This is a genomic window from Nodularia sp. LEGE 04288 (genome assembly GCF_963896525.1).
Taxonomy (GTDB): domain Bacteria; phylum Cyanobacteriota; class Cyanobacteriia; order Cyanobacteriales; family Nostocaceae; genus Nodularia.
Genome location: NZ_CAWQOY010000018.1, coordinates 1 through 14,303, shown reverse-complemented (window position 1 = coordinate 14,303; position 14,303 = coordinate 1). Strand labels below are relative to the sequence as shown.

Below are 14,303 nucleotides of genomic sequence, written 5' to 3'. Positions count from 1 at the left end.
AATTTCTACCGTGTATTACATGGGAAAATTAATTTTCTACTTTGACTGTTTTTTTGACCCATAAGATGGACATCTACTTTCTGAAGCATATCTATGCCAAAAAGCTCACTTGTTCCTTCAAATCACATTTATTTTGGGAAGCTGACCGAATTTCTGTGGAGCATACACCATTATCTATCCCTTTCGAGGATTTATTGCAATTAATTGAATATCAAGGTGCAATCTTGATTGATAAATCTTTAGAAAATTGGCAGGCTAAGTTAAACAGAGCTAAAGCTAGGGATGAAGAACGACTCAAGGCTTATTACAATACTATTAGCTCGGAAATTCACCAAAAAATTGTGCTGAAACAGTTAATAGGGGATGAAAAGGACAAAGAATTAGCGCGAATTGAGGCTACTAACCGGGAATTAGAGAGAAAATTGTGGGATATCCAAGAGCGTTATACCATGAGTATAGAGGCTTGGTTACACAGTGCAATGGTTATTCATTTACCTACTGTACATATTCAATGTGAGTTGCAAAGAAAGAAAGCCAAACGGACGGTTACAGCCGTTTGGAATCCCTTTACGAAAATTATTGAGCCGTTGCGTTGTGAAGTCTCAGGAGAGGCTGTTTATACTTTTTATTTAGATGACATAGACGCTAAAATTATTTCCTCGGCAGTTTGGCAAAGCTAATTCGCTGTTTTTGACATCACACCATATTTAAAATGACATTCAAGCTGAAAATCCAATTTTTTACTGGTTGATAAATTTTCCCACCCACTTACTGATGGGAGAATAACTCGGCGTTTAGCGGCTTGTGAACTTTTACGTCAAAAGCGGCTTCGTTCCTATCGAATTTAATGAATTACCATTTTCGCTCAAACATAAATTTCGCCTATCTCAAGCACGAAAGAGGTTTTGCAAGGGGTTTGTGGTATTTATGAAATACAAACCAAGCTTGACTCACAATATAAAAAATAACTCTTTGCTATAAAAATTTAATTTTCAATAAAGTAAAGACAATGAAATGCACGAATTTATTCAGTTTCATATTGTCCTCAATATTGCTTTTTTACTCAATAGATTTCTCAGCCAAAGCTCAAATCATTCCCGATAATAATTTACCTAACAATACACAGATAAAATTAGATAATAATACCATAATTATTGAAGAAGGAGCTAAATTAGGAACCAATTTATTCCATAGTTTTCAAGAATTCTCTTTTTCTCGTGAAAATGTAGCTCATTTCAATAACCCTTTGGATATTCAAAACATTTTTAGCCGGGTTACAGGCGCATCAATTTCTCAAATAGAAGGAATCCTCAAAGCCAATGGTACAGCTAATTTGTTTTTACTTAATCCAAATGGAATTATCTTTGGAGAGAATGCAAGACTGGATATTGGGGGTTCATTTTTAGCCAGTACAGCTAATAGCTTAATATTTGCAGATGGCTTAGAATTTAGTCATCAAAATCCTCAACCAGATCATCTACTGAGCATTAATATACCAATTGGTTTACAATATGGGACTAATCCCAAACCAATTAGTATTCAAGGTACAGGACATGATTTAATTGGCCCACCTTTCTCTCCGCTCATTAGGGGTAACTCAACAGGCTTAGAAGTAAACCCCGGAAATACATTGGCAATTATTGGGGGTGATGTATTGTTAGATGGTGGCATAATAACAACACAGGGAGGACAAATTGAACTAGGTAGCGTTGCCGATGGTGTAGTAAGTATTAACTCTAATACCTCTGGCTGGAAATTGGGTTATGAAAAAGTCACTTCTTTTCAAGATATTACCCTATCAAACCGCGCACTAGTTGATGTTAGTGGTATCGGGAATAGTTCTATACAAGTAGAGGGTCGAAGAATTACCCTAGCAAATGGTTCAGTCATCTTAAATCAAAACCAAGGCTCATTAGATTCAGGTTCCTTGAACATCAATGCTTCTGAATATTTAAGTATTAGCGGTAGCGATCCCATTGCTAGAACAGCAGGTGGTATACGCAGTGAAACTTTGGGTTTTGGTAACTCTGGAGATATCACAATTTTTACAGATAGAATAAATATAACGAACGGAGGATTGATAAGTAACTTAACTTTTGGCGCTGCCACCAGTGGAAATATATTTGCCAACACATCTTCTCTGGAAATACTAGGGTTTTCACCTTTAAATCCTCATGTTCTCAGTAGTATCTCTACTGCAACTTTTGGTTCTGGAGATGCAGGTAACATTTCATTAGCAACAGGGAATTTTACTCTTGTTGATGGAGCTAATTTATCTTCTTCAACTTTTGGATCTGGTAGAGGAGGAGATATAACTTTGAATGCTACCAACTCCATTGAAGTCAGAGGAGCATCAGCAGTATTTTTTCAGCCAAGTATTGTGTCTTCTGTATCGCTTAATACGGGAAATGCAGGTACTTTAATCATCAATACACCAAGGGTAGTAGTTACTGATGGAGGAAGAGTTAATGCGGCAACAAATGCAAGTGGCAATAGCGGAAGCCTGACTATCAACTCCAACTCTGTAGAGGTAATTGGCACATTAGCTGCTACTGGAGAATCTAGCCAAATATCTTCCTCGGCTAATACAGTTAATCCTGTTTTACGAGAGTTACTGAGACTACCTTTATTACCTTCTGGTAACTCTGGAGATGTGACAATAAACACTAATGTTATAACTGTACATAATGGGGGTTTAATTGGTGCAACAAACGAGGGACTGGGCGATGCTGGTATAGTTAGAGTTAATGGTAATCGTGTTTTTTTAGACAACGAAGGTAGTATTGCCGCAGCTACTGCCTCTGGTGAAGGTGGAAATATCTTCCTCAACACTCACGATTTACGATTGAGTGACCGCAGTCGTATTACAGCAACGGCTGGAGGTCAAGGCCGTGGAGGCAATATTTTTATCAAGTCAGATACATTATTAGCTTTAGAAAATAGCAACATCACAGCTAATGCTTTTGAAGGAAAAGGAGGAAATATTCAGATCAACACTCAAGGATTTTTTCTGTCCCCTGATAGCCGAGTTACGGCCAGCTCAGAACGAGGAGTTGACGGAACTATTGAGATTAATACTTCTTTCATTGATTTCACCAAGGCTGCTTTAATACCATCAGTAGTTGAAGTTCCCCAAGTTACCAATGTTTGTGCGGCTTATTCACAGGGAGAATCCGGAGAATTAGTCATCAAGCCAGCAACTGTTCCTCAAAATGCGGGCAATTACCTGAACAGTCTTTCTGGCTGGGAAGATAAAGAAGATTACCAGGAAGAAACTGAAAAATTGTCAGATAAAACATCTCAAAAATTGGTTGAAGCCCAAGGGTGGAAAACTAACCCCGATGGCACAATCAGTTTTACAAGTACGCCTAATGATGTGGTGCCTTACGGTTCTTCAACTCCCCCTCCTTGTGTGAATTCTTCTCACTCTCAAACAAACGATTAATTCAACTCTTGAAAGCGGTTATGGGCTTCTCCACACCCTACCCCCTTTTTAATATTTTCTATGTTCAAATTCAAAATCCAGTACATTTTTGCAACTACTTTTATCTTTGCATCTCAACCACTACTAGCACAAGAACGAATCCCCACATTTCCTCAACAACCACCTTCGGTTTCTCCCTTAGCGCCAGAAGAGGAAATCAAACTAGTTCCTCTATCTCCCCCACCTTCACCACCTGAAATTACTGGTGAGAATATACAAGCCATCAAGGTAAAACGCTTTGTTTTTAAAGGCAACACAGTATTCTCCAATCAAAGGCTTGAAGAATTACTTACACCTTTTATTGGCAAAGAAATTACTTTTTCAGATTTGCTGCCAGCTCGTGCAGAGATTACTAAACTGTACGTAGACAATGGATACATTAGTTCTGGAGCATATCTGCCCATCACAGAAAACCAAGCAATTGACCCGAATCAAGCCGTCATCACTATTGGCGTTGTTGAGGGAAAATTGGATAAAATTAACGTTGTAGGCACTTCAAGCTTAGAACATTATATTCGTTCTCGCTTACCCAACACTTCAACGGTACTGAATAGCGATCGCTTACTGGAAGATTTGCAGCTATTACAACAAGATCCCCTGATTGAGTCGATTACAGCCGAACTGATCGAAGGCACTCGCTTACAACGACCTGTTTTGACAGTAACGGTTCAAGAGCGCGAACCATTCAAGGTGGAAGCTATTTTGGATAATTCTCGCTCTCCAGCCGTGGGCAGTTTTCAACGCCGAGTTGATTTAAGCCATGCTAATTTGCTGGGGTTAGGCGATCGCTTTAGTGTTGGCTACAGAAATACAGAGGGCAGCAACACGATAACCACCAGCTACACTGTGCCGATCAATCCACAAAACGGCACTCTGCAATTCTTTTACGCCAACACCTCATCCACTATTATTGAACCCCCCTTCACTAACTTGGATATTCTTTCTGATGCTCGTGCTTACGAAGTGACTTTCCGGCAGCCACTGCTACAACGAGCTACGGCTAATTCCAACCAAGAATTTGCACTGGCTTTAACTGCTTCGAGACTAGAAAGTGAATCTTCGTTGCTCAACACTCCTTTCCCGTTGAGTATTGGGGCTGATGCTACCGGACGAACAAGAATTTCTGCCGTGAGGTTTTCCCAAGAATGGATAGACCGTAGCCGTCAACAAGTGTTATATGTTCGTTCACAATTTAGCTTGGGTATTGATGCTTTTAATGCAACTATTAATGATTCTGACCCTGATAGTCGCTTTTTTGCTTGGAGGGGACAAGCTACTTGGGTGCGGCGGTTATCAGCGAACACTTTGCAAATCAGGGCAGATATGCAATTGGCTGACAGACCGCTTCTTCCTTTAGAACAAATTGGACTGGGGGGCGCAAATTCTGTGCGTGGTTATCGCCAGGAGACGTTTTTAACTGACAATAGACTTCTACTATCAGCCGAATTCTACATTCCTGTATGGCAAGAAGAAACCAGAATTTTACAACTCATTCCCTTTCTTGATCTAGGTACTGCCTGGAATGATAGTAATGGCACAAATAATACATCAGTCACAACAGGTACTCTGGGATCTTTTGGACTTGGCTTGCAGTATCAATTGGGCAATCGCTTCAATGCCCGTCTTGATTTGGGAATTCCCTTATTTTCTGTTAATACAAATTCAGACGCAAAAACATGGCAAGAAAATGGTGTTTATTTTTCTCTCGGCTATCAACTTTAAAATATTTATTTTGCGGCATATTTCTATCATTGCTGATAATTTTTTCTCCAGAGCAAACGATTGCGGCTCCCACCCCAGGACAATTGAACCAAAGGGGATTTACTCAACTACATCAAGGACTTACATCAGCAGCATTACAGACTTGGGAATCAGCTTACCGTGCTTACAAAAAACTGAATGACACCGAAGGAATGACGGGTAGCCTGATTAATCAAAGTTTGGCATTACAAGCTAATGCTTCATATTCTCGTGCTTGCCAAACTTTAATTCAGGCTTTGGAGATGGAAAATTGGGTTTGTCACCCAATTCATTTGCAACGTTTTTCCCAGACTGAATATCAAGAACGTTTAAATCAAGCGTTACAAAACCAACCTTTACAAAACGTCCAAGTTGTGGGACTTCGCAATCTTGGGGATGTGCTGCGGCAACTGGGAAACCCAGAGGCCTCTTCTCTGGTGCTAAACAAGGCTAGGGAAATTGCGAAAAATCTTGGATTGGAAGCACCTAATTTATTACTGAGTTTAGCTAATACAGAACGCTCACTTTTTGAACAAGCTAAAAGCAGATATGACTTCATAGATGAACCCCTATCTAAACAAGAAGCACTGAATACAGCCCAAGTTAAACTTATGGCGGCTCTAGAACTTTATCAAAAAATAAATACCATTCCCGCACAGTTAAATCAACTAAACTTGTTATTAGAATCTAGTGATCCCAACCCACAATTAATTCAATCTTTAGTTGAAGCTTTATTAACTAACCATCATCAATTTTCAGAATTACCCACCATAGAATCTATCTATGCTCGAATTCAACTAGCTCAATCCCTGATCAAAATCAATGATAAATTACCAATAGCATTCGCACTAAGTCAAACAGCTTTATCATTAGCTGATGAATTGGACAACCAACGAGCAAAATCCTCTGCTTTGGGAACTATCGCCAATGTTTACATTCATTTGGGTCAAGAGTCGAAATCAATCAAATATCTCAGCCAAGCTATGGGAATTGCTCAATCAGCCGAAGCTTGGGATATTGCTTATGAATGGCAGTGGCAATTAGGTCAATTGTACAAAAAAAGTAATCGTATCCAGGAGGCAATCCAAGCATATACGGCTGCTATTCACAGCCTAGAACTTGTTCGCAGCAGTATTTTATCTCTTAACCCAGAACTTCAATTTGCTTTTAAAGACAAAGTTGAACCCGTGTATCAAGAATATATGGAGTTACTATTGTCTCAAGATAACATCAATTTTAGACAAATCATCCAAACTCAAGAACAGCTAAAATTAGCTGAATTAGAAAATTTTTTACAATGTGGTAATTTGATTCCTAAATTTTCTTTGCTGGATGTTCAAGATTCTTCTCTCAAAATTCCACATACTATTTATTTAATTAAACTGAAAAATAGAATAGAGGTAATTCTTCGTAATCCAAAAGGGGATTTTTATCATCATAATCTAGAAGTAAATTTAGCTGAAGATACTATTAATACACTAATTGATTTTCTGCAAAATCAACGGCTTAATTCTTTTGCCGAAACTGATTTTCTGCTTTATCCTCAATCTTTATATAAATTATTACTTGCACCGATCAGCAAGTATTTACCAGACACAGGTAATTTAATCTTTGTTTTGGACACTTATTTCCAAAACTTGCCCATCTCTATGCTACATGATGGTGAAAAATATTTAATTGATTCTTATACTATTTCCGTAGCCTCAAGTTCTCAAGTTTACCAAAATCAGGCTTTCAAACCAGGACAGTTAAGGGCTTTAGTCGCGGCAATTTCTGAAGAAAGTCCGAGTTTTAGAGATTCTTTAGTTCCTCCTAATTTGAATCCCTTACCAGAGGTTAAGGCAGAAATAAAGAATATTAGGAAGAATACTGTTTCCACCTCCGAACTACTGAATCACCAATTTACGAGCGATCGCTTTCGACAAAAAATTGGCAATTCGCCTCTACCAATAGTCCACGTCAGTACTCACGCGCAATTTAGTTCTGACCCTGAGCAGACTTTTATTTTAGCGTGGGATCGTCCCATGAATCTCTTGGATTTGAATGTTTTGCTTAAACGACAAAATAGTCAATCATCGATTGATTTACTGGTTCTCAGTGCTTGCCAAACAGCTAAGGGAGATAGGCGTTCGGCATTGGGTATTGCTGGATTAGCAGCCCAGTCAGGCGCACGAAGCACAATCGCAACTTTGTGGCTAGTAAATTCTGACTCTACTGTACAACTAATTAGCAAATTTTATGAAGGTTTGAAAAATGGGCTTTCTAAAGCCGAAGCGCTTAGACAAGCTCAATTAAGTTTACTTTCTAATCCTCAATATAGTCATCCTTATTACTGGGCAGCATTTGTTCTGGTTGGTGCTTGGGACTGACTTTCCAAAAGTTTTACCCCAACTTGTGCCTTAGCCAATTCTTCCGCATCATTTTTTTGCCTAGCCAACTTTACTGCTTCTGCGTATGCTCTTTTGGCAGATGCTAGTGAATGAGTTTCTAACAAACCTGTCTCCAGATAGCGATCGCCTAACATTCGATAAATAGCAGGATTTTGAGTCCCATTTTTAGTTCGTGCTGCCAAGACTCCAATGGCCTCTGTGAGCAAGTTTTTGGACATATACGCAGCGTCTAAATCAATTGCCAGAGCATCTTCATCCAAACTGAGGCTTTCAATTTGCTCAATAACACTTTTTATCCCTTGTGCTTCTAACTCTGGTAATACGATGGTGACAAAGGAACTAGCACTAACTGGTTTATCTCCTTGATTAGCAATGATAGTTATCTGGTAAATACGCCCAAACTGCATTGCTGGCAAAGATGAGGGGTACGGTAGTGAGGTATTTTGAACATTCTTAGACCAGTTTACTCCCATCCCGTTTACCTGAATTGTGTAACTTGTGGCTTCTGGTACATTTACCCAGGACAATCTAGGACGGGTATTGAGAATTCGACCTACGTAGGGAGTAATTAGCTGAGGCGTATTTTCACTTTCTCCTGTCCCTCTGGTGTTGGAACAATAACCACGAGTAATTGGAATACATATTTCCCGCGATTGGGGTACTTCTGTTTTACATACATCTACAGCATTCTTACTCTGCTGAATTTCTAAAATTCTTCGACTGGCATAGCATATAATTTTTACCTTAAAACCATTCGCTGGTTGAATTTGATCGTCAGGACAAATTAAATTTCCTACCGATAAATGCAGATCGCCCCCATTAATCACTCGTCCCACAGGATCATCACATACACGCTTTGCAAATCTTTGCTGTTGCCCAGACACACTGCTGGAGCTTGAAAGAACTAGAAGTAAAGCAATCATAATGTTATCTATTGCTCTAGCAGTGGTCATAAAACATTTCAGATATGTAAATTCAGTAAATTTTATAATTTATACACGTACTAAACCTTAGCAAGTGAAATGTATTATGCAAATCTCTCTTAAGAAAGATTATTATTTTTTCTTGTTTAAATGTGTGATTGTGACTTTAATAGTATTAGTATTTCCATTCAAAGTTATTAACAAGATAACACCTCTATCATAGGATAGATTGTTATAGCTATTTACACAAATATAATGTATTTAACCAATTGTTTAAGTTACCTCTTAACCTACGGGAGCATCCCAACTTATAAGATACATATTTCATTAAGCCGTAAGAACCTGATTCCACAGTTAGACAGAAAAGATATATTTGCCAAAGTGAGATGTTCCCACTGCTTCTGCTTCTGCTTCTGCTTCTGCTTTCTTGAGTTAGTTTTTGCTTAGACGATCTAGTAATTGCTGCCGCCAAATAAGTACTTCTGGTAGGCTTGATTCAGCTATCATACATACTTCCCATGAAATTCTAGCATTAGTAGTTTTATCTACAGCATCTTGTACTTGCGCTAACAAACAATAAGTGTCTGTTTTAGTCGAATCGATTTCCATTGACTTCTGTAAATATTTTTCCGCCTCAATATATTGTTGCTGCCCTAATTTAGCCCAACCTAAATTTTTATATAACGTAGTTTTTATTTCGGGGTTTTCGGTCAACTTTAATCCTTTAAGTGCCAATGTTTCTGCTTCATGATATTTTTCTTCTATATTTTTTAACCGGGAGAGATTATTTATAGAGGCTGCTGCATTTTGACTGAGTTTAATCGCTATATTATATTGTTCTTCTGCTAATTTATACTTGCCAAACTCATCATAAATATTACCTAATTCATAATATAATATCCCATTATTAGGTTGAATATTTATAGCTTTTTTTTGGTGAGCAATTGCACATTCAATTTGTCTTAAATCCTGACATACTAGCCCTAAATTTATATATGCATTTACATCTTGAGGATTATATTCAATCGCTCTTTCTAAATTATTTTTAGCTATTTTTAAATTTGTCAAGTTACGCCCAGCTTTTTCAAAATAGAAACTGGAAATTTTATTACTACTTTGAGGATGAATTTTTATAGCCCACTTGAAAAAGTGTTGGGCATTTTCAGATTTATTTTCTGCCTCTAATTTTTGTCCTTCAGATACTAAGGCATTAGCTATCCCTGGCAACACAATTTTGAAAACTCCTACACTTCCTAAAACTATAAATGTAAATATTGCACTAAACATAAATGTTTTAGACCTAGTAACCCTGTAAAATTTAATTTGCTGAGGCAATTTCTCTAAACGCTGCAAAATTACTTGTGTAGATGGCGGACGCTTGCCAGGAGCTGGAGCCATCAACTCATCTAGCAAGTCTGCAAAAAGTTTTTCAATGTGTTGTGCTTTATTTCTCCAGATAAGCCTTGTTGTTTGCGGATCTGTTGGTAAATTGGTTACATGAATTCCAGTTACTAAATATGCTAGCGTTCGCCCTAAAGCATAAAAATCTGATTGTGGTACTGCTTGACCGTTAATTTGTTCCAGGGGGGTGAAACCAGCCGTTACAAGTACTGTAATTTCATGATGACCAAGCCCCATATCATTACCCCCACTACCACTAACTTTTGCTAAATAGCTATGAGTTACTTCTCTGACTGCACCAAAATCAATTAAACCTAGCTGACCATCAGGTTGAACAATTATGTTTGAAGGTTTAATATCTCTATGAAAAAAACCACTACGATGTACTTCATCAATAATTTTTACTATTTGTGTAAGCCAATTCAGAGCTAAAGCTTGAGATATTCTTCCGTTAGCTTTCACCCATTGTTCTAAATTCAGTCCCTCAAATTTTTGCATCACGAAGCAATGCAGTTCAGTAGAACTATTATTGGGTATAACAGTAAATAAATCGTCTATAACTCTAGGAATCCCAGGATGATTAAAGAGCTGCAATGTCAGTGTTTCTCGTTCCAGCAAGCTGATTTCCTTGGGTCTTTGCGATCTCAACACCTTCATTACTTTACGAGTGCCTTTATCATCCACTACTTCAAAAATTTCTGTCCTGTAGCGGAAGTCTAAAGGACGTAATGGTTTAATTAACCGAAACCGCTGGTCAATTAGCAGTTCCGTCCCGCAATTAAGGCATCTCTCACTATCGTCAGGATTCTGCCTCTGTTTACACTTAGGATTGATACAATAACCCACACTTTTAAATTTTTAGAATAATTAAGCTGATTTAAATTCATAAACTGTATTTTGAACTAATTTTAAAGCATAAGTGCAAACATACTTTACAATTTGAGGCTCTAAACTCAATAGTAATTCTTTACTATCATTTGTTTCTTGCTCAATTAAAGAACGTGCATATAAAGCCTCTATAGCTTCAATTACTTCTGATGTCGCCACCTCACTCTTCTGTATCTTTTTAAATTTTTTAAGCAATTCTCTCAATGTAATTGAATTAACAGAGTTTTGAGTTAGTTCTTCTGTTAAATAGAACATGATCTGTTTCTCTAAAATAGTTAAACGACCTTTCTCTTCAAATAATTCATCTAAGCTCTCTTGGACTATATCTGTCATCAATACAGTTTGAAAATCTAAAAAATCCTTTACACTTCCACCAAAAAATTTTTGAATTTTTTCAGCTAACATCTTTAAAGATAAAGGATTTCCACGATAGGTTTGAACTAAATCTCCCCATTTATCCTCATTAGTTAACCCGTACAAACGAAAGATATCTAAAGCTTCCTTTCCCAACCCTTCAAGTTTTACTGTCCTAACTGGTCGTCCTTTTTTTTGTAGACGATTACAATCAATAAATGGTTCACGGGTGGTTAGAAGTAAACAACTTTGATGCTGTTCTTCTATGACTCTATGAAAAAACGTCCCATACTCTGCATACTGCTTGCCGTAGGCATTGGAACCTGTATTTCTATCTCCCTGTAACAAAGACTCTGCTGAGTCGAGAATAACTAAACAACGATTTGAACGCAGATATTCTAACAATTTAGATGTCCTAGCTTGGATGGATTCTGGTAAATCTAGCTCATGATTTTCCAAATAGGCGAAAGTTTTAAGCAGGTCAGCAACTAAATCTGTTAGTAACGGACTATACGAAACTGACTTCCAGATAAAACTATTAAACTCATACGGACCCATACGCAAAGCTTGAACTAATTTCCCAACTAAAGCACTTTTACCTAGTCCTGCCGGACCTACAATTACTACACAACGTTCTTGAGCTATGAATTCTTTTAACATCGCTAGTTCAGGAGTTCGTCCGTAAAAATTAGATATGTCAGGCAGATTTCCTGAAACTATAGGTAGCCCAGCAGAAGCTTCATTCCATGTTCCTGGTTTGTTACCAGCTAGTAATATCTGTTTTTCTACAATGCCCCGCAGTCGTTTTTTGGTGACTTTTTCTCCATTCCCTAATATCCCTGTTAACAGTACCCACAGTTTAGGTGCTACACGGCGCTGCAAAAGATTAATGTCATAGGGACTATTCTCTGCTACGTTCTTGTAATCCAAATCAAGCCAGGCCGATCTAAGCACAATTTTTTCTGGCTCCTCTAGCCATCTGCCTTCTTTTGCAAACACTAAGTCATCTATGGCTTGGATAGCTTCTTTAGCATTCACCTTTCATTAAGCTCCTTTGAGTGCTGTGTTTTCTTAATTTCATCAAATACAAAATTTGTACTGTTAGCAGATTATCTGCTAAAAAGCTGGCTTAATCTACTTTGTATTTCATACAAAGCTACAGATTTTAAAACCGGATGTGGAAAAACGAAGCTAGACACTGATGCGGGTATTCTGATTTTATACTTCACTTAATTTGTAACCGATGTATAATTTCTCCTTAACAAATTACAGTATTTGGAGTTGTTATTGTATTATGATACTGCTATATTCTAGTTAAAGTACGCACTCAATCAAAAAAAAGTTCGTGCCTCAGCACCCCGATCTAAAGAGACGGGGCTTCATGCCCAAGAACCTTTAGGTAGCTGACCAGTCTAAGTCCTTACGAGGACTACGTTTAAGATGAAAAAAAATATGAAAGTGAAAGCATTGAAAAATCCAAATGACAAAGCGCCACTAGGGAGTAGGCGCTTTGTCTGTTTGTAAAATTCATCGTTTAAAAGAGCGGGGTGGCTCTCAAAGGTACAGAATTAGTGGTTGTTGAAGTTTGGCGACCAATACAACTACTAAATTTGTCCAAGAGTTTTTACCACGCTGCAAGATCCATTATAGGATCTACCGTTGGGAAAGTCTATTCCTTGCGGGATGTTTTGGCTACTTAAAATTGGCAATTTCAAGTAAAGTGAACTTTAATGAAGAAAAATTGCAAATTTCGTCGCAAAAAAACTGTAGTAGCGTGAATAACCCCCTCTGAAGCTTGTAAACAGAGTTATCAGGGGAAAATATCGTGTTAAATATCAAATATTCAGCATCAGAAGTAGGTCTGACGCAAAGGATGTTGGGGATAAATCCAAATATCCTCAAACTTAATTGCTTTGCATTGGGAGTAACGACAGGAGGAAGTAAGTCATGACTTACCTCAATACTTCCCCAAAAAATCGCCCAATTCCCAAACTCTTTCCTCTTCTCCTCTGCACCCTTTCCTTTTGTTTCATGGACGGGGGCAAAGGCTGATGAATGCAGTAACAACTGAATATCCCAATGATTTACTTGCGGCTGAGTACCATGAGTTGACAGTAGGTAGCGCCATTCACCCGGCATTGATTGAGGGTAACTTCTTTCACATTGAGGGAGAATCAATTTACGATTACTTGTTTATCTCCGATAAAATCCCCCGCAAAAATGCCGGACGAGTCACAGAAGGATACATCAAGCGGTATCAGCATTTGCTGTTGGGTGGGATATGGATTAAGTCCCTTGACCCGTTCAAAAATTGGCAACCAATGGAATGGGGGCGAATTAAGCCGAACTTCCCCCGCATTGATTGGCAAAAAGGTAGGCCAGTTAAGTACGAATCACCCCCCAAAACAGCAAACAGAGTTACCTACTTCGATGTTGCTAACTGTATTTGGGACCTAATTGCAAAGCGTTACAACATTAAGCGATATCATTCACTTTTAACACTGCGCTTACTAGATCAAGTCAATCCACTCCTGTTCTGGGAATGGATGAAGCGGCACTCAGAAATTCCCATCATCTTATGCGAGGGTGAAAAGAAAGCCGCTTGTTTGCTGAGTTTGGGGTTTGTCGCGATCGCACTGCCTGGAATTTGGAACGGACGTGTCGGTAAACAGGATTTCGATGAACGTTTGCACCCTGACTTAGTGCCACTAGCTCAAGCGGGACGCAAGTTCATTATTTTATTCGACCACGAAACCAGTGATAAAACACGTTGGTCAGTGTACCAAGCAACGATGCGAACTGGCAAAGTGATTGAGGCAGCAGGTTGTACTTGTGAAGTTGCCTCACTACCAGGGACAGAGAAAGGTGTTGATGATTTTGTGGTTGGTCGGGGCAAAGATGCCAATACATTACTGAGTGCGATCGTTGATGATGCCAAATCACTTCAAGATTACCAGCCTTCATACCACAAGAGAAAGTGGGGTTTGAGCAAGTACAAGCCAGATGTGACAGTCAACGTTAAATATTTATCTCAAGCTCTTTATCTTCCCGAACTACCGAGGGAAGAAGAGGTAGGGGGGCAGGGAGCAGGGGGCAGAGGAGAAGAAGAAAGGGTGCAGGGGG

General features: G+C 38.5%; 8 protein-coding genes. 5 read left to right on the top strand and 3 right to left on the bottom strand.

Annotation, left to right across the window (positions count from 1 at the left end; all coding sequences use genetic code 11):
* Positions 1-65: 65 nt before the first annotated feature.
* The 4 genes from AACX33_RS01585 to AACX33_RS01570 all read left to right on the top strand — a co-directional run bounded on the left by AACX33_RS01585 (position 66) and on the right by AACX33_RS01570 (position 7,593).
* Positions 66-680: a hypothetical protein gene (locus AACX33_RS01585; RefSeq protein ID WP_227789386.1), complete on the top strand. Its 615-nt coding sequence runs from the start codon at positions 66-68 to the stop codon at positions 678-680.
* A 359-nt stretch (positions 681-1,039) separates the two neighbouring features.
* Positions 1,040-3,445, top strand: a complete 2,406-nt coding sequence (locus AACX33_RS01580) for a two-partner secretion domain-containing protein (protein WP_339405953.1) — start codon at positions 1,040-1,042, stop codon at positions 3,443-3,445.
* 60 nt (positions 3,446-3,505) lie between these two features.
* The gene (locus AACX33_RS01575; RefSeq protein WP_227789384.1) at positions 3,506-5,206 is read left to right on the top strand and encodes a ShlB/FhaC/HecB family hemolysin secretion/activation protein; all 1,701 of its coding nucleotides are present in this window, start codon (positions 3,506-3,508) and stop codon (positions 5,204-5,206) included.
* Positions 5,207-5,235: 29 nt separating this feature from the next.
* The gene (locus tag AACX33_RS01570; RefSeq protein WP_339405950.1) at positions 5,236-7,593 is read left to right on the top strand and encodes a CHAT domain-containing protein; all 2,358 of its coding nucleotides are present in this window, start codon (positions 5,236-5,238) and stop codon (positions 7,591-7,593) included.
* On the opposite strand, the gene AACX33_RS01565 is transcribed toward AACX33_RS01570, so the two are convergent.
* The 3 genes from AACX33_RS01565 to AACX33_RS01555 all read right to left on the bottom strand — a co-directional run bounded on the left by AACX33_RS01565 (position 7,554) and on the right by AACX33_RS01555 (position 12,218).
* Positions 7,554-8,567 carry a hypothetical protein gene (locus AACX33_RS01565; protein WP_227789382.1) on the bottom strand — a complete coding sequence of 338 codons (1,014 nt, stop codon included), beginning with the start codon at positions 8,565-8,567 and terminating at the stop codon, positions 7,554-7,556. The two genes, AACX33_RS01570 and AACX33_RS01565, sit on opposite strands and share 40 nt — an antisense overlap.
* 402 nt (positions 8,568-8,969) lie before the next feature.
* Positions 8,970-10,784 carry a protein kinase domain-containing protein gene (locus tag AACX33_RS01560; protein ID WP_339405946.1) on the bottom strand — a complete coding sequence of 605 codons (1,815 nt, stop codon included), beginning with the start codon at positions 10,782-10,784 and terminating at the stop codon, positions 8,970-8,972.
* 21 nt (positions 10,785-10,805) lie between these two features.
* Complete coding sequence (locus AACX33_RS01555) at positions 10,806-12,218, bottom strand: NB-ARC domain-containing protein (RefSeq protein ID WP_227789380.1); 1,413 nt, start codon at positions 12,216-12,218, stop codon at positions 10,806-10,808.
* Positions 12,219-13,231: 1,013 nt separating this feature from the next.
* Between AACX33_RS01555 and AACX33_RS01550 the strand changes: the two genes are divergently transcribed.
* A partial coding sequence (locus tag AACX33_RS01550) for a DUF3854 domain-containing protein (protein WP_227789379.1) occupies positions 13,232-14,303 on the top strand: 1,072 nt, incomplete at its 3' end.

What these genes read in the sequence shown, in the direction of transcription:
- AACX33_RS01585 (WP_227789386.1), top strand. Translation starts at nt 66, where the DNA reads ATGGACATCTACTTTCTGAAGCATATCTATGCCAAAAAGCTCACTTGT.
- AACX33_RS01575 (WP_227789384.1), top strand. Translation starts at nt 3,506, where the DNA reads ATGTTCAAATTCAAAATCCAGTACATTTTTGCAACTACTTTTATCTTT.
- AACX33_RS01565 (WP_227789382.1), bottom strand. Translation starts at nt 8,567, where the DNA reads ATGACCACTGCTAGAGCAATAGATAACATTATGATTGCTTTACTTCTA.